This is a genomic window from Pseudomonas sp. GW456-12-10-14-LB2 (assembly GCF_002884345.1).
Classification (GTDB): Bacteria; Pseudomonadota; Gammaproteobacteria; order Pseudomonadales; family Pseudomonadaceae; genus Aquipseudomonas; species Aquipseudomonas paraglycinae.
In genome coordinates this window covers 57,637-78,511 of record NZ_POHV01000021.1, presented here as the reverse complement: position 1 = coordinate 78,511, position 20,875 = coordinate 57,637, and the positions used below count along the sequence as shown (strand labels likewise).

18 protein-coding genes are annotated in these 20,875 nt (G+C 62.4%); 7 read left to right on the top strand and 11 right to left on the bottom strand.

Translation table 11 applies throughout. The annotated features are described in order from the left end of the window. Positions 1–23: 23 nt before the first annotated feature. The 4 genes from C1X29_RS16265 to C1X29_RS16250 form a co-directional block, all read right to left on the bottom strand. Positions 24–305 (bottom strand): type II toxin-antitoxin system RelE/ParE family toxin, encoded by a 282-nt coding sequence (locus C1X29_RS16265; protein WP_039773012.1) that lies wholly within the window; start codon positions 303–305, stop codon positions 24–26. Then, positions 295–540 (bottom strand): type II toxin-antitoxin system Phd/YefM family antitoxin, encoded by a 246-nt coding sequence (locus tag C1X29_RS16260; protein ID WP_039773014.1) that lies wholly within the window; start codon positions 538–540, stop codon positions 295–297. Before C1X29_RS16260 ends, C1X29_RS16265 begins: the two co-directional genes overlap by 11 nt. Before the next feature lie 95 nt (positions 541–635). Further along, on the bottom strand, positions 636–878 hold the full coding sequence (locus C1X29_RS16255) for a DUF2789 domain-containing protein (protein ID WP_085608554.1): 243 nt from the start codon (positions 876–878) through the stop codon (positions 636–638). 128 nt (positions 879–1,006) lie between these two features. Then, complete coding sequence (locus C1X29_RS16250; RefSeq protein WP_007957669.1) at positions 1,007–1,468, bottom strand: aminoacyl-tRNA deacylase; 462 nt, start codon at positions 1,466–1,468, stop codon at positions 1,007–1,009. Positions 1,469–1,664: 196 nt separating this feature from the next. Between C1X29_RS16250 and C1X29_RS16245 the strand changes: the two genes are divergently transcribed. Together C1X29_RS16245 and C1X29_RS16240 are read left to right on the top strand one after the other, a co-directional pair. Continuing rightward, a complete protein-coding gene (locus tag C1X29_RS16245; RefSeq protein ID WP_085746279.1) occupies positions 1,665–2,192 on the top strand; it encodes an NfeD family protein in 528 nt (175 codons plus the stop codon). A gap of 2 nt (positions 2,193–2,194) precedes the next feature. After that, the gene (locus C1X29_RS16240) at positions 2,195–2,953 is read left to right on the top strand and encodes a slipin family protein (RefSeq protein ID WP_007957673.1); all 759 of its coding nucleotides are present in this window, start codon (positions 2,195–2,197) and stop codon (positions 2,951–2,953) included. On the opposite strand, the gene C1X29_RS16235 is transcribed toward C1X29_RS16240, so the two are convergent. From C1X29_RS16235 to C1X29_RS16205, 7 genes are all read right to left on the bottom strand, one after another. Beyond that, on the bottom strand, positions 2,919–3,893 hold the full coding sequence (locus C1X29_RS16235) for a sulfotransferase family protein (RefSeq protein WP_102687445.1): 975 nt from the start codon (positions 3,891–3,893) through the stop codon (positions 2,919–2,921). The two genes, C1X29_RS16240 and C1X29_RS16235, sit on opposite strands and share 35 nt — an antisense overlap. Next, complete coding sequence (locus C1X29_RS16230) at positions 3,881–4,666, bottom strand: aspartyl/asparaginyl beta-hydroxylase domain-containing protein (protein WP_102687444.1); 786 nt, start codon at positions 4,664–4,666, stop codon at positions 3,881–3,883. The genes C1X29_RS16235 and C1X29_RS16230 overlap by 13 nt, the downstream gene beginning before the upstream one ends. After that, positions 4,663–5,268 carry an adenylyl-sulfate kinase gene (gene cysC, locus C1X29_RS16225; protein ID WP_064382671.1) on the bottom strand — a complete coding sequence of 202 codons (606 nt, stop codon included), beginning with the start codon at positions 5,266–5,268 and terminating at the stop codon, positions 4,663–4,665. Before cysC ends, C1X29_RS16230 begins: the two co-directional genes overlap by 4 nt. Then, complete coding sequence (locus C1X29_RS16220) at positions 5,252–6,766, bottom strand: TolC family protein (protein ID WP_102717897.1); 1,515 nt, start codon at positions 6,764–6,766, stop codon at positions 5,252–5,254. Before C1X29_RS16220 ends, cysC begins: the two co-directional genes overlap by 17 nt. Before the next feature lie 48 nt (positions 6,767–6,814). Beyond that, complete coding sequence (locus tag C1X29_RS16215; protein WP_102717896.1) at positions 6,815–13,201, bottom strand: Ig-like domain-containing protein; 6,387 nt, start codon at positions 13,199–13,201, stop codon at positions 6,815–6,817. 54 nt (positions 13,202–13,255) lie between these two features. Beyond that, positions 13,256–14,101 (bottom strand): sulfotransferase, encoded by an 846-nt coding sequence (locus C1X29_RS16210; RefSeq protein ID WP_011331872.1) that lies wholly within the window; start codon positions 14,099–14,101, stop codon positions 13,256–13,258. A 137-nt stretch (positions 14,102–14,238) separates the two neighbouring features. After that, entirely contained in the window at positions 14,239–15,834 is a 1,596-nt protein-coding gene (locus tag C1X29_RS16205) for a glycosyltransferase family 39 protein (protein WP_102717895.1), read from the bottom strand. A 240-nt stretch (positions 15,835–16,074) separates the two neighbouring features. Here C1X29_RS16205 and C1X29_RS16200 point away from each other — a divergent pair, with 240 nt between their 5' ends. The 5 genes from C1X29_RS16200 (at position 16,075) to C1X29_RS16180 (ending at position 20,875) form a co-directional block, all read left to right on the top strand. Further along, positions 16,075–16,662: a phage tail protein gene (locus tag C1X29_RS16200; RefSeq protein WP_064382667.1), complete on the top strand. Its 588-nt coding sequence runs from the start codon at positions 16,075–16,077 to the stop codon at positions 16,660–16,662. Positions 16,663–16,718: 56 nt separating this feature from the next. Next, the gene (locus C1X29_RS16195; protein ID WP_102717894.1) at positions 16,719–17,030 is read left to right on the top strand and encodes a hypothetical protein; all 312 of its coding nucleotides are present in this window, start codon (positions 16,719–16,721) and stop codon (positions 17,028–17,030) included. A gap of 160 nt (positions 17,031–17,190) precedes the next feature. Beyond that, entirely contained in the window at positions 17,191–19,260 is a 2,070-nt protein-coding gene (locus C1X29_RS16190; RefSeq protein ID WP_102717893.1) for a type VI secretion system tip protein VgrG, read from the top strand. Then, on the top strand, positions 19,257–20,105 hold the full coding sequence (locus C1X29_RS16185; RefSeq protein ID WP_102717892.1) for a DUF4123 domain-containing protein: 849 nt from the start codon (positions 19,257–19,259) through the stop codon (positions 20,103–20,105). The genes C1X29_RS16190 and C1X29_RS16185 overlap by 4 nt, the downstream gene beginning before the upstream one ends. After that, complete coding sequence (locus C1X29_RS16180; protein ID WP_102717891.1) at positions 20,102–20,875, top strand: hypothetical protein; 774 nt, start codon at positions 20,102–20,104, stop codon at positions 20,873–20,875. Before C1X29_RS16185 ends, C1X29_RS16180 begins: the two co-directional genes overlap by 4 nt.

Below are 20,875 nucleotides of genomic sequence, written 5' to 3'. Positions count from 1 at the left end.
CAAATTGGGTTGCGTGCTTCAACTCAACGTCTTTTCGCGTTTTCGTAGACGTCGCTTCGCTCGCGCTTACCCACGGCGACTACCGAGACAACCACCCGCTCTTCGATCACTTGGTAAACCAGTCGATAACCGGACGCTTTGAGTTTGATCTTGTAGCAATCAGGCATGCCGTGGAGCGAGTCAGCCGGAATACGCGGACGCTCAAGACGCTCAGCCAGCTTCTTCTTAAATTGATCACGCAGCGTATGACCCAGTTTGTTCCACTCTTTGTGAGCGGAAGGCAGAAATTCGAGCTTATAGGTCATCCAGGCTTACCGGTATGGGAGTCTCGTGACTGCGAGAACGAACGATTTCTGCCAACTCGAGATCATCGAGCCGCTCCATCATGGCTTCGTAAACGTCAGCCGGCACCATGTAGCCCATGACCCGGTTGTGATTCAGGACAGCAACTGCTCCTCCGTGCGCGCCGTTTAGCACTGCGGAGGGGTTTTTTTTCAGTTCAGAAACACTGACAGCCATATCGGCCAGAACACTTTGCATAATAAAAGACCTCAATTGAGGTCGTAATTCTGGTCTAAGGAAGCATTACTGGCAACCGGATGAGTCGATTCAGCTTACGAACGGCAAGCTGATAATTACCCCCGCCCCTTCCTCAACATCACATCCAACTGATCCACCACCTCCGCCCAATCCGCATCATCGAGAATCTCGTCGCGCAGGAAATCCGCCTGGCTCTTGGTCCAGAAAAACGCGTCGCACAGGTGCAGTTCCGGTTTGAGCGGAGAATGGGTGGCGATGAACTGGTCGATGCTGACCGGGTCGTTGTCCAGGCCGAGTTGCTTGAACAGGGATGGGAGGCTGTGCGTCGGGTTTTCCATGTCGGAACTCCTGCGAGATTTATAGGGTGTGAAAGATTTTTCGCGAGCAGGCCCGCTCCCACAGGTCTAGCGCAGAACCTGTGGGAGCGAGCCTGCTCGCGATTAGCGTCGTCAAAAACGCCGCAAACCTACTGACTCAACTCCCGCACCTGCGCATGCGGCACCATTTTCAGGAATTCGGGCATGCTCATGTGCAGCAGGTTGTTGTGGTTGCCGGCTTCCAGGTAGATGTCTTTCTGCCGGGTCAGCAGCGGGTCGATGACCATGTCCAGGCCGTAGGAATCGCCCAGTGGCGGTACGGCGCCGCGTTCGCAGTCGTCGAAAATGTGCGCCAGATTGCTTTCGCGGGTGATTTGCCATTCGCCGCTGCTGCGCACTTTGCTCAAGTCCAAGTGGCGGCTGGCGGGCAGCACCGCCATCAGGTAGTGCCCGTGACGGTCGTCCAGGATCACCGATTTGGCCACCCGTTCTGCGGCAATCCCGGAGACCCGCGCCGTTTCCAGGCTGCTGGACGAGTGCGGGTGGGTGACGATGTCATATTCGCATTGCGCCCGGTTGAGGCTGCTCTGCACTTTCTTGGCCATACGCATGATGCACCTCGGTGCCCGCCGACGCTGCGCGGCGGACGGTAATGAAACGCTGTGGCTGTACTTGAAAGTCTAGTCCGGCGAGCTGCAAACACCGGGAAATCCGCCCACTGGCGAGACAGGCAAATTGATCAAAAATCATCCAGCCGCAGCCTCAACTAGACTGTAAGAACAAGTCCTGACTCTCGCGGAGGGTCACGTGAACATCCGTTGCTGTGCGCTTGCCCTGTTGCTGCTGAGTGGATCGGTGGTTGCGGCGGACGGTCCGTTTACCGCCGTCAGTCCGGTCGGCCTGTGGCTGATTACCTTGGGCATCACATTTCTGATCGCCGAAGCCGCGCTGCCCAACTACGGGCTGATCGGCCTCGGCGGTATCGTCATGTTCGTGATCGGCGCGCTGATCCTGAGCAACGCCGAACTGCCGGTGCCGATGATGATCGGCCTCGGGTTGGTGAGCGCCCTGTTGCTGATCGCATTGCTGATCCGCGCCCTGAAAACCCGACCGCGCCAACCGGTCAGCGGCGATGCCGGCCTGCTCGGCAGTGTCACGGCGGTGACGGTGGTGCAACCGGAAGACAGCCGCAACGGCTGGGTGCAATTACAAGGAGAACGCTGGCAGGTGCTGAGCGCCACGCCGCTGCACACCGGGCAACCGGTGCGCGTGGTCGGGCGCAAGGGTCTGTTGCTGCAAGTGGCCGCGACTGACGCGGCACCGCTCGGAGAGTGATCATGGGTCTGCAAATCGGTTTTGTCGCGCTGCTGCTGTTGCTGATCGCCCTGGCCGGCTCGACGTTCCGCATCCTGCGCGAATACGAACGCGGCGTGGTGTTCCAGCTCGGACGCTTCTGGCAGGTCAAGGGGCCGGGGCTGATCCTTTTGATTCCGGTGGTGCAGCAAATGGTTCGGGTCGACCTGCGCACCATCGTCCTCGACGTGCCGCCACAGGACGTGATCACCCGCGACAACGTGTCGGTGAAGGTCAACGCGGTGCTGTACTTCCGAGTGCTCGACCCACAGAAAGCGATCATCCAGGTCGAAGATTTCCTCATGGCCACCAGCCAACTGGCCCAGACCACCCTGCGCGCAGTGCTCGGCAAACATGAGCTGGACGAACTGCTGGCCGAGCGCGAACGCCTGAACATCGACATCCAGCAAGTGCTCGACGCCCAGACCGACGCCTGGGGCATCAAGGTCGCCAACGTCGAAATCAAGCACGTCGATCTCAACGAATCAATGGTGCGCGCCATCGCGAAACAAGCCGAAGCCGAGCGGGAACGGCGAGCCAAGGTGATCCACGCCGAAGGCGAATTGCAGGCCTCGGAAAAACTCATGCAGGCCGCCGAAATGCTCGGCCGCCAGCCCGGCGCCATGCAGCTGCGCTATATGCAGACCTTGAGTTCGATTGCCGGCGACAAGAGTTCGACCATCGTCTTTCCGTTGCCGATCGAACTGCTCAAGGGGATGGCGGATCTGTCGGCGAAATCGTAAGCGCGCGCAAGCGTTCCAGCGCGGCATAGGGCGCACGGGCGCAATCTTCGATCCGTGCCCGCAACAGCGCCGATGCCTCCCGGCGTTTGTGTTCGCCATCGACGACAAAGGGTTGTGACGGCTGCTTCGCGTGCTGCGCCGTCGCTGTCAGCGCCTGTTCACACTGCTTGGCGCTGAGCCCGAAAAACCGCGCCAGCCGCCCGCTCATCGCGTCGGGCAATTCGCTGTAGTTCAGCGCCAGCCCGGCAGAATCACGGCAATGCACCAACCCCGCCTCCAGCAGGCGCCCCAGCCGCCGGGCGATGAAATCCTCGCTGCCCTCGAACGGCAAATCGTCGTCCAGCACACAATCGCCGAGTGCACCCGGCACCATGTGCAGGCCGGGGCGGCGCAGGTGAGAGACGGCGATTTCCAGCGGATCGCGATACAAAAACAGCCACGGCGTATCGGGGAAGCATTGCTGCAGCAGCGGCCATTCACCGATGTTCCAGGCGTCGAGCTTGATCACCAGCCGCTGCTCCGTACCGCGCCGCCGCTGACCATACGCCGAGAGCAATCCGGCGATGGCCGCGCGGCGTTCTTCGCCCGGCAGATCGCTACGCAGCAAGGCGTCAAGGGGCGGCGGCTCCGAGACCACGATGTGATCGTCGAGCCGGGCGAGCATCTGGCTGATCAGCGTCGAGCCACACCGCGAGGCGTGAAGGATAAAGGCGCTCGGTAGCAGACCCGGACTGAGCGCCTGCCAATCCATGAGCGCCGACAAGGGCGTTTGCCGGCGGAACGCCTGATTGAACGGCAGGCGCAACGCGTCTTCGACGGCTTCACGAAAGAACGGCTGATGCAGCGATGTGTCGCCAAACCAGCACCAGTCGACCTGCCATTGCCCGACGGTTTTCCAGATGCGGATCGGTAACCAGCCGTCGAAATTCACAGACGCCATTGTTCGTTCCATGACCGACGACCATTGCGCATCGCCGCCAGCAGTTCTTCACGGGAAAAATGCAGGCCTCGTTCAGCGGCCAACACCAGCGTCTGGACGGTGAATGATTCGGGGTCGTGCAATGCCTGCAACGTTGCGGACAGCAACGGATCCGTGACCAGCAACCGTTGAAATCGCTGCAGCGCCGTCTCCGCGCCATCAGGCAGCGGAGTGCTCGGCAAACCGTCAACAATCATCTGCTCCAGCCAGGGCGCGGGGCGGCAATCGAGCACCAGATGAACCCGAACCGTGCTGTCGCGATTGTCGACCCGATGCGGTCGGGCGAGATCGAGAAACCAACATTCTCCCTTCGCCATCGGCATCCGCTGGCCGTCGAGCCAGAAGTCCACGGCAGGCGGACTGAGCAGTGGAATATGCAGGCGCAAATCGGCGTCCGCGCCCTCTAGATCGTAGTCGCGATGCTCATGAATCTGCCCGCCCGGGCCCAGTCGCAACAGCCGCGCACTGACAATTTCCAGCGGCAGATCCCGCAGGGCCTGCTGCCAGCGACCATCATTCAGCCAAGGGGCGCGTTGAACGGGTTCGGCGCTGCCGGGGGACAGTTCGGTCAGCGCATCGGCGGCAGAAATCAGCGCCACGCCGCTCCAGTCGCCGGCGAAATAAGCGGTGTTGAAATGACCGCGCCAGGCAGCGTCGTCAATCGCCGCCAGCGCCTGCAACAGCAATGGCAGATCCGCGGTCAGCGGCAATCGCGAGAACGCCGGCCGGCTCATGCCTTGGGCAACACCGCGGATTCGCCGAGCCAAGTCAGCAACCGGTCGAGACAGGCTTCGACCGTCAGCGTGCCGGTGTCGAGCACCAGCGAAGCCTGGGCCGGCGCCTCGTAAGGCGCCGACACGCCGGTGAACCCGGCGAGCTCGCCACGCCGGGCCCGGGCGTAATGCCCTTTCGGATCGCGCTGCTCGCACACCGCCAGCGCGGCGCTGCACCAGACCTCGCGATAGTCCTCGCCCAAACGACGGGCAAACACCTCGCGCAGATCCGCCAGCGGCGCGATCATCGCCAGAATCACGATCTGCCCGTTCTCCACCAGCAACGCCGCCAGCTCACTGGCGCGGCGGATGTTTTCCAGGCGGTCGGCATCGGTAAAACCCAGGTCACGGTTGAGCCCGACGCGCAGGCCATCGCCATCGAGCACCACACTTTGCAGACCACGACTGAACAACTCGGCATGCAACGCCTGGGCAAGGGTCGATTTGCCCGCCGCCGGCAAACCGGTCAGCAGCATCGCCGTGCCGCGATGGCCGTTGCGGGCCTCGCGTTGGGCACGGCTGATGCTGGCAGTCGGCGCCAATACGTCACTGCGCGGCGGCATGGGCCACCGGCAGCGAAATATCCCCCGAGGCCCACGCGGCTTCGCGGTTGGCCAGGGCGGTGGCGATCGACTGCACTTCGGTCGACTGCACCTGATCCGGCAGCGGATCGAGGCCGGCGCTGGCGAAGATCTGGCCATAGGCATTGCGCAGATCGGCGTAAGACAGGTCACGCCGCAAGTCGGCCTGCAAGGTGTTGAGCTCGCCCTGAATCAGGTCCAGCTCACCAATGCCGTCGGCCTGACGACGGTTACGCAACTGACCGACGATTTGCCCGTCGATGTCCGACAGTTGCTGGTTGGTCTTGAACTGGCGCAGCGCCTCCTGATAGTTGGCGTTGGCCACGTAGAGCTGCGCCAACACCGCAATCGACATCGCCTGACGGCGTGCAGCAGCCACTTCTTCACCGGCCTTCGCCACATCGATAGCCGCCGGGGCAGAGATCACGTTGAACAGGTTCCAGGTGACTTTGACGCCGTAGTCGGCCCAGCCCTGCTCGACCAGGAACGAGTTGCTGTCGTAATGCCCGCCAGCGGAGAACTCAAGACCCGGCAGCAGACGCAGCATGGCCTTGCGGGTTTCGGCGGCGCTGATCCGGGTCTGGTAATCCTGCTCGCGCAGTTCCGGGCGGCTGGTCAGGGCTTCCTGCTCGAGCTTGCTCAGATCGACCTTGAGTTCCGGGATCCGGTAACCGTCATCGGTGGCCAGGGTCAGGTTGGTGCCCAGCGGCAGGTTGATCAGGGTCGCCAGTTCGGTTTTCGCCAGCGACAGCGCGCGGCGTTGTTCTTCCAGTTGCCGGGTCGCCTCAATCAGCGAACGCTGGTAACCGAGGGACTGCACCGGATCGCCGATGCGCTGTTCACTCATGCTTTCGCTGTTACGGCGGGCGGTGTCGACTCGCGCCATCAGGCTGTCGATCTGCTTGAGCAAACGTTCGGCAGCCATCGCCCGCCAATAGGCCGAGCGCACGTCCTGAACGATGGTGTTGATCACCTTGCGCCGGCGCTCCTGAACGATCAGGCGCTGGTCGCCCTGCTGCTTGGCGCTGATGTAGCTGACACCGAAATCGAGGACGTTCCAGACCATGGTCAGGTCGGCGACGTCACGGTCGCGGTCCTGTGAGGTCGACGGTTCCAGAGACTGAGTGCCGGTACGCACACTCTGGCTGCTGGAGGCGCTGACGTTGTTGCGTCCGACGTAACCGGCGTCCAGCGCCATGCGCGGCAGCATGTCGAAACTGGCGAGGTCGAGCTGCCGCTTGGCCAGCGCTTCCTCCATGATTTTCAAGCGGCCTTCGAGGTTGTATTTCACCGCGCGGGCCATGGCCTGGTGCAGGGTCAGCGGACCGCTCAGCGGCTCCTGGCCCTTGTACATGCTTTGCAGGTCGGCCCGGGCCCTTTGTTCACTGACACTGCGTTCGATCGGTTCACTGGTCACTGCACATCCGCTGATCGCCAGCGCCAGCAGGCTGGCGCCGAACAACTTCTGACTTTTCTTCATCCCTGGATCGCCCCTAGGTCCCGCACATATGTGAGTTGTTGTGTGTTGTCAGGCCGGCATTTCGCTGATGCCGACCTGTTGCAGTGCTGCCGCCAGGTTGTCGACCCGGTGCTGCTCGCTGTCCTTGATCTGTTGCAGTTGCTGGCCCAGGGTCGGCGCGCCGAACACACCGCGCAGGCCCTGGGAAATATCGCCGCCCTTGATCGAATGACGGTCGAAGGCATTCAGCGAATCGCGCTCGGTGCTGCTGTCCTGATTGAACAGGCTCGACAGCGTGCTGCTGCCGAACACCCCGCCATCACCGCCACCAAACCCGAGGAAGCCATGACCGGAACCGTCACCCAGGTTGTCGCTGCTGCTGAAAACCTGGGCAATGAAGCTCGGGCTCAATGCACCGCGGTTGATGAAAATATCCCCCAGCGGACGGATGCCGTTGCCGATCACCCGTTGCTCGAACAACGGCGCGAAAGTCAGCGGTGAACCGAGGTCGCCAGTGGGCGCGGTGAAGACGATCGGCTGCAGCGGAACGTTCGGCGGTGGCGGCGGCGCGACCGGATCGCTGCTGCGGAACTCCGGATCCGGTGTCACCACGATCAACGGAGTAGTCGGTGTCACAGGAGGCACAGGCACCGTGTTGATCACGTAATTGCCGGAACTGCTGACGCTGCTGCCGCTGTTGCCCGACAGGTCGCTGACCCCGGCGGTGTTGATGCTGATCGCATTGCTGGCGCTGTTGACGTTGGCGTTCGGCGTCAGGGTCGCGGTCCAGGTCTTGCCACCGTCGCTGCTGCTCAGGTTGGACAGAGTGCCGTTGGCTACGCTGAGGTCCGACAGGTCGAAACCGCTCACCGCTTCGTTGAAGGTGATGGTCACCTGCGAAGTCTGACCGACGCCCAGGTTCGGATTGGCGATCACCACCGTCGCGGTCGGCCGTTCGCTGTCGAGGGCGTAGTTGTTCGACACCGCCACCGTGCTGTCGGCGTTGCCCGCAAGGTCGGTGACGTTGCTGGTGTCCAGCGCAATGAAGTTGCTCGGGTCGGTGACATTCGCGGTCGGCGTGAAAGTCGCGGTCCAGGTCTTGCCGCCGTCACTGCTGGTCAGGTTGCTGAGGTCACCGTTGGTCACGCTCAGGTCGGACAGGTCGAAATTGCTCACCGCCTCGCTGAAGGTGAAGGTCACCGTGGTGCTCTGGCCGATGCCCAGATTCGGATTGGCGACCACGATGTTCACCGTCGGCCGGGTCGCGTCGAGGATGTAGTTGTTGGAGATGGCGATGCTCGCCCCGAGGTTGCCGGCCAGGTCCTGGACGCCGCCGGTGTCGATCAGGATCAGGTTGGTCGGATCGTTGACGTTGGCTGTCGGCGTGAAGGTTGCGGTCCAGGTCACGCCGCCGTCGCTGCTGGTCAGGTTTGACAACGAACCGTTGGCGACGCTGATGTCCCCCAGATCGAACCCGATCACCGCTTCGTTGAAGGTGAAGGTCACGGTGGTGGTTTCACCGATACCGAGGCGGTTATCGGCAACCACAATGGTGGCGGTTGGCAGCGCGGTGTCGATGGCGAAGTTGTTGGAATCGGTGGTGCCGATACCGCTGTTGCCTGAGACGTTGGTCACTCCGGCATTGTTCAGGCTGATCAGGTTGGTGGCGTCAGTGACATTGGCAGTCGGGGTGAACGTCGCGGTCCAGGTGATGCCGCCGTCACTGCTGCTGACGTTGCTCAGCGTGCCGTTGGCGATGGTCAGGTCACTGTTGTCGAACCCGCTGACCGCTTCGCTGAAAGTGATGGTCACCAGCGAGGTTTCCCCGGCCTTGAGCGCAGGGTCGGCTACCACGATGGTGGCAGTCGGCACCTGGGTCTGCACTTGGTAATTGGCCGAGTTGGTGGTGCCAGTGCCGGTGTTGCCGGCCAGGTCGGTGATACCGGTGTTGTTCAGGACAATCAGGTTGGTCAGGTCGCTGACACCGATGTTCGGCGTGAAGGTGGCCGTCCAGGTGAGGCCGCCGTCGCTCGACGAGACATTGCTCAGCGTGCCGTTGGCGACGCTCAGGTCAGAGTTGTCGAAACCGGTCACCGCCTCGCTGAAGGTGATGGTCACCAGCGCGGTTTCGCCGGGACGCAGGTCAATGTCGCTCATGACGATGGTCGCCGTCGGACGCTGACTGTCGACCGCATAGTTGTTGGAATCGGTGGTGCCGCTGCCGGCGTTGCCTGCCAGGTCGGTGATGCCGGTGTTATCCAGGGTGATCAGGTTGGTGGTATCGGTGATGCCCGCCGCCGGCGTGAACGTCGCCGTCCAAGTGATGCCGCCGTCGCTGCTGCTGACCGCGCTCAGCGTACCGTTGGCGATGATCAGGTCGGCGTTGGTGAAACCGGTCACGGCTTCGCTGAAGGTGATGGTCACCAAGCTGGTCTGGCCGACGCCGAGCGCCGTGTCGGCGACCACGATGGTGGCGGTCGGACGCACCGTGTCGATTGAATAGTTGTTCGAATCGGTGGTGCCGCTGCCGGCATTGCCCGACAGGTTCTGCACGCCAGTGTTGTCCAGCGTGATCAGGTTGGTGGCGTCGGTGATGTTGGTGGTCGGCGTGAACGTGGCCGTCCAGGTAATGCCGCCGTCGCTGCTGCTGACCGCGCTGAGCGTGCCGTTGGCGATGGTCAGGTCGGCGTTGGTGAAACCGGTCACGGCCTCACTGAAGGTGATGGTCACCAGCGAGGTTTCGCCGATTTTCAGGCTGGAGTCCGCCACGACAATGGTCGCGGTCGGCACCACGGTGTCGATGGTGTAGTTATTGGAGTTGGTCGTGCCGCTGCCGGTGTTGCCCGAAAGGTCGGCGATGCCGGTATTGGCCAGGGTGATCAGGTTGGTCGCGTCATTGACGCCCACGTTCGGCGTGAACGTCGCAGTCCAGGTGATGCCGCCGTCACTGCTGCTCACGGCGGTCAGCGTACCGTTGGCAATCGTCAGGTCGGCGTTGGTGAAACCGCTGACCGCTTCGCTGAAGGTGATGGTCACCAGCGAGGTTTCGCCGGCAGTGAGGTTGCTGTCGGCGACCACGATGGTCGCGGTTGGCCGCACCGTATCGATCGCATAATTGTTCGAATCGGTGGTGCCGCTACCGGCGTTGCCCGCCAGGTCGACGATGCCGGTGTTGTCCAGGGTGATCAGGTTGGTGGTATCGGTGATGCTGGCGCTCGGGGTGAACGTCGCCGTCCAGGTGATGCCGCCGTCGCTGCTGCTGACTGCGCTCAAGGTGCCGTTGGCAATCGTCAGATCGGCATTGGTGAAACCGCTGACCGCTTCACTGAAGGTGATGGTCACCAGCGAGGTTTCACCGATCCGCAGGTTGTTGTCGGTCACCACGATGGTCGCGGTCGGGCGCACGGTATCGATGGCGTAGTTGTTGGAGTCGGTGGTGCCGCTGCCGGCGTTGCCGTTCAGATCAGCGATGCCGGTGTTGTTCAGCGTGATCAGATTGGTCGCGTCGGTGATGCTGGCGGTCGGCGTGAATGTCGCCGTCCAGGTAATGCCGCCGTCGCTGCTGCTCACGGCAGTCAGCGTGCCGTTGGCAATGGTCAGGTCGGCGTTGGTGAAACCGGTCACCGCTTCGCTGAAGGTGATAGTCACCAGCGAGGTTTCGCCGATTTTCAGCGCGGTGTCTGCGACCACAATGGTCGCGGTCGGACGCGCGGTGTCGATCGCGTAATTGTTGGAATTGGTGGTGCCACTGCCGGCGTTGCCGGCGAGATCGACAACCCCGGTGTTATCCAGGGTGACCAGGTTGGTGGTGTCGGTAATGTTGGTGGTCGGCGTCAGCATGGCGGTCCAGGTGATGCCGCCGTCACTGCTGCTCAAACCGCTCAGGGTCCCGTTGGCCACGGTCAGGTCGGCGGTGGTGAAGCCGCTGACCGCTTCGCTGAAGGTGATGGTCACCAGCGAGGTTTCACCGGCCGCCAGATTGGTGTCGGCCACCACAATGGTTGCCGTCGGCCGCACGGTATCGATCGCATAATTGACCGAATCGGTGGTGCCGGTGCCGGCGTTACCGGCAAGGTCGGCGATACCGGTGTTGTCCAGGGTAATCAGGTTGGTGGTATCGCTGATGCTGGCGCTCGGGGTGAACGTTCCGGTCCAGGTGATGCCGCCGTCGCTGCTGCTCACTGCGCTCAACGTGCCGTTGGCGATAGACAGATCGGCGTTGGTGAAACCGGTCACTGCTTCACTGAAGGTGAAAGTCACCAGCGACGTATCGCCGATCTTCAACGCCGTATCGGACATCACGATGGTCACGGTCGGCCGCGCGGTGTCGATGGCGTAGTTGACGGAGTTGGTCGTACCGACACCCGCCACGCCGTCGTTGATCGCGGTCACCCCGGTGTTGTCGAGGGTGATCAGGTTGGTGCTGTCGGTAATGTTGTTGGTCGGCGTGAAGGTCGCCGTCCAGGTCAGGCCGCCGTCGCTGCTGCTCACTGATGTCAGCGTGCCGTTGGCAATCGTCAGGTCGGCGTTGGTGAACCCGGTCACCGCCCGGCTGAAGGTGATGGTCACCAGCGAGGTTTCGCCGATTTTCAGGGCGGTGTCGGCCATCACGATGGTGGCGGTCGGTGGTTCCACATAAGCGGTGTTGAGTGTGCCGCCGTTGTTGTAGATCGCCGCGAAGGCCAAGGGTACAGAGCCCGTCACGCCGCCGCCCAGTTCTGCGCCACCGGAGCCGCTGCCCGCCGCGTTGCCAGTGATGGAGCTGAAGTTGGAGGCCGTGATCAGTACCGTGCCGCCCTGGTTCCAGATCGCGCCGACACCTCGTCCGCCGTCGCCGCCGTTCAAGTTATTGCTGCCCTGGCCACTGCCGCCACCGCCACCGCCGCCCGCGCCGATGTTGTTGCTGATGACCGAGGTGCCGACGATTTTCAGCGTGCCGGTGGAAGCGTTGTAAATGCCGCCGGCTGCATTGCCGCCTGCGCCGCCGACCTTGTCCCAGCCAGCGCCGCCACCGCCGCCACCGATGGAAATCGTGCCGTTGCTGGCCGTGCCGCCATTGCCGCCGTTGCTGTAATAGGACACGCCCACACCGCCCGCGCCGCCCGTGGTCGAGCCGCCGCGCCCGCCCATGTGCGTCGCGTCGTAGCCACCGCCGTAGCCGCCGACACCACCGCTGCCGGCCTGGCCGCCCAGCGTACCGGTGCCCGGCCCGGCCGTACCGCCATGACCACCGCCCTGACCGCCAAGACCACCGCCACCACCACCGGCACCGCCGTAGAACGCACCGGTGACACCCCCGCCACCACCGCCACCGGCCGCCGCGTTGCCGGTGACCGAGACGTTGTTCAGGGTGAGGATACCGGCGTTGAAAATCCCCCCGCCCATGGCACCGGTTGCGCCGTAGCCGCCATTACCGCCGTTGCCCGAAACCAGGCCACGGGTAATGACCAGACCATCCAGGGTCACCGTGCTGCCGGAGGTGATTTCCACCACTCGGGTCCGGTATTGGCCATCGAGCGTGACGTCGGCAACCCCGTCATTGTTCAGGTCACCATCGACGGTGATGTTCTTGTTGATCAGCAATTCCGAGGTGAGCTGCACCGTCATCCCGGAGCTGAAGGTCACGATGTCGCCGTTCTGCGCCGACGCCAGCGCTGCGCGCAGCGAGCCGACCCCGGTGTTGGCATTGTTGGTGGCGGTCCAGGTGGCCAGGCCCCACTGGTATTCGCTCATCGCCTGGGTCGACAGCACGTTGGCACTTTCGATGGTGCCGGTGGCGATCTCCAGATCCCAGTCGCCGCCCAAGCCCGTGCGGTTGCTGGAGGCGGCCACGTCGCGGCCGGTCAGCTGCGCCAGCGAGTCGACGAAGCTCAGGCCACGATCCCCTTCGGCGGTGTAACAGCCGTAGATCAGGATGTCGCCGCCAGCGTTCATGTCCTTGCCGATTTCCGCCAGGATCGCGCTGCGCTGGGCAACGTTGTCGGCCGACAGATAACTGTTGCCCAGCCACAGGTCACCGGCATTGCCGTGGGCAATGATCTGCACCGAGCTCACGCCCTGATGCTGGTCGAGATAATCGGCGATCTGCTGCAAACCGTCCTTGCCGGCATCGAGCTTGACCACTTGCGTGCCGGGGGCCACGCCCTTGAGCAGGCTGTCGGCATCCTTGACCCGGGAATCGACGAACACCACGCTCTGCCCCGGCACGGCTACCGGGCTGGCGGCGGGCGTAGCATCGGCCTGGCCATGGGTGTCCTTGCTGGCGCTCGGGTGGTCGGCGACCGGCGCTTTCGCGGCATCGGCGGTGGCATGGCTGTCAGCCTGGGCGGCAGTGTCGGCCACAGTGGCCGCGACGGCGCCGTCGAACAGCATGCGCGGTTCCAGCGACATGATCATGGGCGCCGCCAGCGTCCGTTGGCCTTCGGTAACCCGCGACTTCTGCTTGCTCCACCACATGTTGCTCACCCGGACTCGAACACAGTTGTTGACGCATCAATGAAAACGCCGCGATCAACTGATCGCGGCGTCGGACTTCATACGAATGACATTGGCAGCGCTGGCTGAGCCATCGAGCCAGAAGGATAGATCGGCGTATTGCTTGAACAGGTCCGGCGGCAGGATCGTGCGCCGCGACTGCAGGGCGACCTTGGGTTTGACCTTGTGCAGGCCAGCCACACCGAGGGCCTGGTCGAACTCTGGCGCGTCATAGGCCAGGTGCTCGAAATCGTGCTCGAACCAGGGTTCGCCGATGAAGTCGTAGACCAGCCGCAGCACCCGCTCCGGGGCTTGGGTCAGCAGGTCGTAATCGACGATCAGCAGCGAATCGGCGTGCTCGCCGTAATAGGCTTCCTTGAGCGCCGCCCAGGCAAAACCCACCAGGCGATTGCGCTGGGCCAGGGTTTCGCAGCGGCTGTAGACCGTGTTGCGCTCGACCGCATCGCCGAACAGCTTGGTGTTTTCGAAAGGATTGGCGCGGTACAGCCGCTCCAGGCTGTCCATCACCCAGGCGACGTTGCGCACACAGGCGATGACCTTGGCTTGAGGGAACAGGTCGTTGATGGCCGGCAGTCGCGCAGACCACTGGCGGTTGGTGTCGAATACAACCGGTTTGTCGGCCTTGTCGGCGTAATAGGAATCGAACAGACCGCGCAAAAGGCGGCGGCGCATGTCGGTGTCGATCACCGCGCCGAATTCGCTGCCGGCACTGCATTGTTCAAGGACACCGGAGAACAGCGCGCCGACCGGACTGGTCATGCCGGCATGAAAGCGAGGGTTCTGCAGGAGGATCGCAGAAAGGAGGGTAGAACCTGAGCGCGGCAAGCCGGAGATAAAGTGGAACTGCTGCAATCCCTTCACCGTATTTGTAAGTCCTTTTGTCTGATGAGCGTAATCCAACAATACCCATTCGACTAGTAGTGTTTTGATATCAGAAAAGAGCAAAACGGACTTAAAAACTTAGCTTTTATCGCGAATAAAATGGTGAAGCGTTTAAGTCAGTTTTCTCCCGATCCATCGGGCGCCTGCACCGAAAAAAGGCGCGCTTTCGCCCCGCCCGCCTGCACCTGATCCCGCAGTTGCCAGGTCGCAGGCAAGGGCAGAAATGGATCGGGTACTTCCATGTCCAGATCACCGATTAACCAGACCCGGGCACTGTCCTTCGGCAGGTCTCCCAACCGATCAAGGTAGACCTCATCGGACACCAGCGTGCCGAAACCATAATGGTTCGGGCGAGTCGAGCGCCCTTCGGCAGTGGGCGGCGTAAACAGCCGGACTTGAGCCTCAGTGCGGTTGTAATAGACGTAACTGAGGTACCAGAGCATGTCGCTGGTGACGATCCGGTCGCCGCTGGCGAAGTGGCGGTTGACGTAATCGACCATGACGTTGAACTGGTCATTGCGGTCGACCGTGGCGTTGTTGTTCACCCCGATCATCTCGACCCCGACCAGCGACAGCAGCACCGCCATCGCCAGCACGCGCACGCTGCTGTAGAGACGGTCGATGGCCAGCGCCGCCAGCATCGGCAGCCCCAGCGCGTAGGCAGTCAGGTAACGCTCGATGAACATCGGCGTAATGAAAGACACCGCGAACACCAGCAACAACGGCACGCCGGTGTAGACCGCCAGCAGCACGCTGCCATGGTTCACGCTGCGATCACGGGCAACGGCGACAGCCGCCAGCACCAGCAAAGCCAGGGGCACTCCGCCGAACAGCAGCAACGGGAGATGTTCGCCCTCGTCCTGAATCAACCAGAGCCAGATCATCGACGGCAGCGAAGACAGGGTCACCGGATCTTCCCAGCCCACATCGCCGCCGGCCTTGAGCGCGTCCATGTGTTGCAGCAGGTCGATCAGGTTCGGTAGCCACGGCAGGTAGAGCACGACGATGGCGAGATTGGCCAGCCACCAATCCTTGCGCTGGAGATGCTTCAGGCGATAACCCGGCAACAGGCGGATCAACCCCAGATACAGCCAATGGCTCAGCGCCGCCAGCACGGCGAAATAGTGGGTGTACAACGCCGCCGTCATCAGCAGCGCATAGATCAGCAGATAGCGGTGACGCTGCGGTCGCCTGATCCACTTGACCAGCACCAGCGTCGCACCGATCAGCAGCAAACCCAGCAACGCATACATGCGCACTTCCTGGCTGTAGCGCACCGCCGTCGGCAGCAGCGCCAGCAACACCCCCGCGATGATCGCCGCGCGGCGAGTGGCCAGCCGGTCGACCAGGCTCACGCCGAGTCCGACCGTGGCGATGCCGGCCAGTGCGCTGAAGCTGCGAATGGCCAGGAGGCCGTCGCCGAACACGCCGATCCAGCCGTGCAGCAGCATGAAGTACAGCGGCGGATGCACATCGAACGCGGCATGCGTCCAGATCCCGCCCGGCGAATAGCGCGCCAGCAGCAGGCTCGAACCTTCATCGCCCCAGATCGCGGCAGCCGTCAGGTCATAAAAACGCACCACGGTGGCCAGCAGCAGGATCGGTATCAACCAGTGCTCGCGCGCCCAGCGCAACAGGCGCCGGACACCGGCATTCGGTGCGGCGAACGGATCCTGAGTATCTCCCAGCGGTGTCTCGCGAAGGACCTCCATCAACCTCCCCTCAGCGTTTTTGCGAACACAATTGCGTCATCAACTGCCAACACTGTAGGCCAGCACCGAAGTCGACGCGCGGCCACGACGACGTCCGGCAAGTCCGTCGATCCGGGTCTACGCTACGGCGTGGCGTGACCTGCCCGCGCAAAAGGAAGGAGTCAGCACAACGTTTCGACCGGCCCGACAACAAGGGCGACCGCGCGGCGCGCCGACCACACAACAGAAGGATGAGGAACCATGGAAGTCTTTATGGGTACGATTCAACCGTTCGCCTTCAACTTCGCCCCAAGTGGCTGGGCCTTGTGCAACGGGCAAATCCTGGGCATCTCGCAATACCAGGCGCTGTTCGCCTTGCTGGGCACTTACTACGGCGGCAATGGCACGACCAACTTTCAACTGCCCAACCTGCAAGGTCGCGTGCCCGTCGCACAAGGCACCGGACTGGGCCTGACGCCGCGCGTCATCGGTCAGGTGTACGGCACCGAAAACGTCACCGCCACCATCGCCAACATGCCCAACCACACCCACGCGATGACCGGCCTCACCGCCAACACGGCCTTGTCCCTGGCCGTACCCGCCAGCAATCCGGCGACCGTGCCGACCGCCACCAACTCGTACATCGGCGCCTCCGGCGGCGGCCCGGGTTCGGCGAACATTTACTCCGACGCCCAAGGCGCCACACCGGTGCCGCTCAAGGGTGTGACCACCACCGTCACCGGGGACATTTCCTCCACCGGCGGCAGCCAGCCACTGCCGATCCTGAACCCGGCCCTCGTCCTCAACTTCAGCGTTGCCCTGAACGGCCTGTTCCCGTCGCGCAACTGAGCAAACGCCGGGGGCTTCACCGCTCCCGGCCGTTCTTTTTTCACTGGAGTCAGACCATGCTGCAAGCGGTTCAGATTCAACACGTCCAGCCGTTGCTCGGACAGCAACGCACGCTGCACCTGCCCGATGGCACGGCATTGCCGATCCGGATCGAGCACCTTGATGAGGTCCCCGCGGCGAAAACCCGCTACAGCGAACGCATGCCCTTCTGCCTCGAATTCAACAGCCTGGTGCCGACCGGATTCGTCGACGGTTTATGCGCGCTGGAGCTGCCGGAACTCGGTCGGGTAGAGGACATCTTCGTGTCGCGGGTGCCGGCGCTGGGGCGGGATCCGCAGTTGGGGTATTTCTGCATTTCGTTCAACTGATTCGCCACTCTGAAAATCTTGTAGGGCGATTCCGCAGGATGCGGCTAAAGCCCTTGTAATCCGGGCTTTTAAACCGAATGAATTGGGAAACGTCCGACATAAATTCGCGGTTCATCTTGGTAGCGTTGTTCCGAATCTGTCACAGGACAAGGAACAACGGATGTTCAATGCCAATGCTCGTTTGCGCCTCATCACCGACGCCTTTAAACACGACCTGCAGGTGCTGTCCTTCACCGGCACCGAATCCATCAGCCAGCCTTACTCCTTCGACGTCAAACTGGTCAGCCCGAGACCGGACATCGATCTTCCCGGCCTCATGCACCGGCAGGCTTTTCTGGCCTTCGATGACCACGGCCATGGCGTTCATGGACAGATCCAGCACATCGGAAAGGACGATATCGGGTACCGGCTGACGCAATACCACCTGACCCTCGCGCCATGTCTGACGAATCTGGGCCATCATTTCAATCAGCGGGTTTTTCAGCACCTGAGCGTTGCGCAAATCATCGGGCAGATTCTTCAGGAACATGGCATTCACGCGGATGGCTACCTGTTCCAGATCGGCCAGGCCCTGCCGGATCGTGAATATTGCGTGCAGTACAACGAATCCGACCTGCACTTCATCCAGCGCCTGTGCCAGGAAGACGGCCTGCACTATCACTTTCGCCACAGCCTCGACAGGCACCTGCTGGTGTTCGGCGACGACCAGACCGTGTTTCCCAGGCTGGCCCGACCGACCCCGTTCAAACCGCGCAACACGATGGTGGCCGACCGGCCGGTGATCCACCGTTTAGACTGCGGGCTCAATACCCGCACCAGTCGCGCCAGTCGGCGCGCCTACGATTTCGAAAGAGCGCGCATCGTGCTGGAGTCCGACGCGCGGATACCGAACGAGAACTGTCAGCCTGATCTGGAGGATTACGTCTATCCGGGGCGAGTCCTCGACCGGGAGCACGGCAAACTGCTCGCCCGACGAATCCTGGAACGTCATCGCAGCGATGAGCGCGTGGCTCAGGGTGACAGCGACGAACCGGCGCTGGTGTCGGGGCATTTCCTGTCGTTGTCAGAACACCCCGACCCCGCATTGAACGACCTTTGGCTGCTCACCGAAATCGAACACGAAGGCCAACAGCCTCAGGTGCTCGAAGAAAGCGGCAGCGACATCGCCGTGAGCGATAAAAGCGACTTCGTCCAGGGCTACCGCAACCATTTCGAAGCCACACCGTGGGATGCGATCTATCGCCCGCCGTTGCGCTACGACAAACCTTCCATCGGCTGTACCCAGACCGCCGTGGTCACCGGGCCGGAAGGCGAAGACATCCATTGCGACAGTTACGGCCGGGTCAAGGTGCAGTTTTTCTGGGACCGCGAAGGCCGGCACAACGACAAGAGCAGTTGCTGGTTGCGGACCACCACGAACTGGGCCGGCAACGCCCATGGCAGCGTGATCATTCCGCGCGTGGGCATGGAGGTGCTGGTGACGTTTCTCAACGGTGATCCCGACCATCCGGTGATCAGCGGTTGCCTGGCCAACAGCGCCAACCCGGTGCCCTATGAATTGCCGGCGCACAAGACCCGCAGCGTGTTCCGCTCCCGCAGTTCGCCAGACAGCGGCGGCTTCAATGAACTGATGATCGAAGACCGCGCCGGTCAGGAGCTGATCTATCTGCGCGCCCAGCGCGATCTGCAGCAGAAGATCGAGCACGACAGTCACCTGGATATCGGCAACCAGCGTCGGGAAACCATCAAGGGCAACAGCGTCAGCGTGCTCCACGCAGAAGAGCAACGCACCATTACCGGTGATCGCAAGACCCATCTCAAGGCCAGCGACTACCTGCACGTCAGCCAGAACAGCCACACCCGGATCGGTCAGTCGCTGACGGTCGAAGCTGCCGGGCAGGTGTGTTTGAGCGCTGGCGAGCATCTGGTACTGGAGGCCGGAAAAAGCATCAGCCTGAAGGTCGGTGGCGAGCATTTTGTGCTTGATCACGGTGGTCTTTTCGGTAGCAGCGACCTGCTGATCGGCGGCGCACCGGCGGCCTTTCTACGCGCGCCGATTCTGCTGCCCGACAGCGTTGAAGACCTGGCGCCATCGACGCCTCTGCCGCCACTAGTAGCTCCCTCGCAAACCGCCTTGATGGCTGACAGCAAAACGCTGGGTGCAGATTTCTGCCCGATCTGCGAGGCCTGTCGAGGAGGAGCGTGCCTGATCGAGGGAGCCGCCGCATGAGCCAATCCTTTGTGCCGCACTGGCTGATCGAGCAACACCGGGCGGATCGCCTCCTGTGCCTGGTACTCGACTCGCAGAACGAACGCGACATGCGCCAGCGCTGGCTGAAGAGCAGCCGTTACGAGCAGTACGCCAGCGTCTACGGTGAAACCGTGGTCGCCGAACTGGCGGACACCGGCCCGTTCCTGTTCACCTTCGACCAGCCCGACGACCGTCGCCTCGACGCCCTGCTCGACAGGCCCGACAGCCATTGGGGCTGGCTCGCCAGCCTGGGTCAGGGCGAACTGAAGGCATGGGTCAGGCACTGGCAGGAGCGGCTGCTCGTCGGCACCCGTCCGCATCAGGCGCTGTACCGCTTCCACGACAACCGGGTGCTGGCCCGGGCGCTGGAACATCTGCCGGTCGAGGCGCTACCGGCGTATCTCGGGCCGGCGATCAGCGTGTGTTACTGGCAGGGCTCGCATTGGCAAAGCACCGACAACCCAGCGCCCGGCACCAATCCGCTGCCGGACTCGCCGCCATGGCTGCACCTGCCGATGCCCGATCAGCCCGCCATGGAGATTCGTCTGGCCAATGCCCACCGTTTTCTGCTGGCCGAGCATGTGCAGGCCTACGCCGGGCTGGCGGGCTCGCAGGACCCGCACATCTGGCTACGCGAGCGACTGGCACAGGCCGAAGCCTGGGGCTGGCTGGCGCCGGAGCGGCTGGAATTTCTGCTGATCCAGAGCCTGCAAACCCCGACCCTCGCGCCTCATTGGCAACCCCGACCGGACGAAACGCCGGATGAGCACTTTGATCGGGTTTACCTGCTTTCGAAGAGCTGGAGCGGGGAGATGCCTTCATGAAGATTCAGCTCAGGACCATCGCCCTTATCGGCGTTTTCGCGGCACTGGGGGGCTGCCAAGGCAAACAGCCGAATACCTTCAAATTCACAGCCGATCTACCACCGGGGTTTGCCTACGTCGCAGTGGTTCATTACGTACCCGAGAAAGGCCAGACCTGCACCCTCGACAGGCGCGACAACCTTGCGCCGGTGTTCAACAGCAAGTGGCGCACGGACTACAAGCCTGATGCCGAGATCACGATTCGCAAGATTGTTAAGGGGTGTCCGTTGGTCGTGAGGCGAATCGAGCTGGAGATCAATTCGAGCTATGGCAAAACACGGGGCGACTTCAGTGGTGACGAAGCCATGGTTTTCATCCGCGATGATCTGGAGGAGCAGTTCAAAGGCGTATTCAACGAGGCCGGTGAAAGCACCTTCCAAGGTCAGTGCGAGTGGTGGTTTCGCACCTCGGGCAAACCGCGAATTCTAAGAAAAATCCTGGATTGCAGAACGGTCGATGCCCAAGGAGCACGCGCCTACGGGAAGACCTTCGGGGCTTTTAACCCTGATCAACTGCCGGGCAAAACGGTGAGGATGAAGATTACTTTGGCAGAGGAAGAGAAACCCGGATGGGGGGATACGTGGGTGAAAGTTCCGAATGGCTGGAAGCGATGCCTGGGTGATGGATATGACGATCCGCATGCCTATTGCAACGGCAATTACACCGACTTCAGCACATTCAAAATGCCTGATGGCCGAGTCTGCACCATTTATCCGGGCTGTACGGAATAA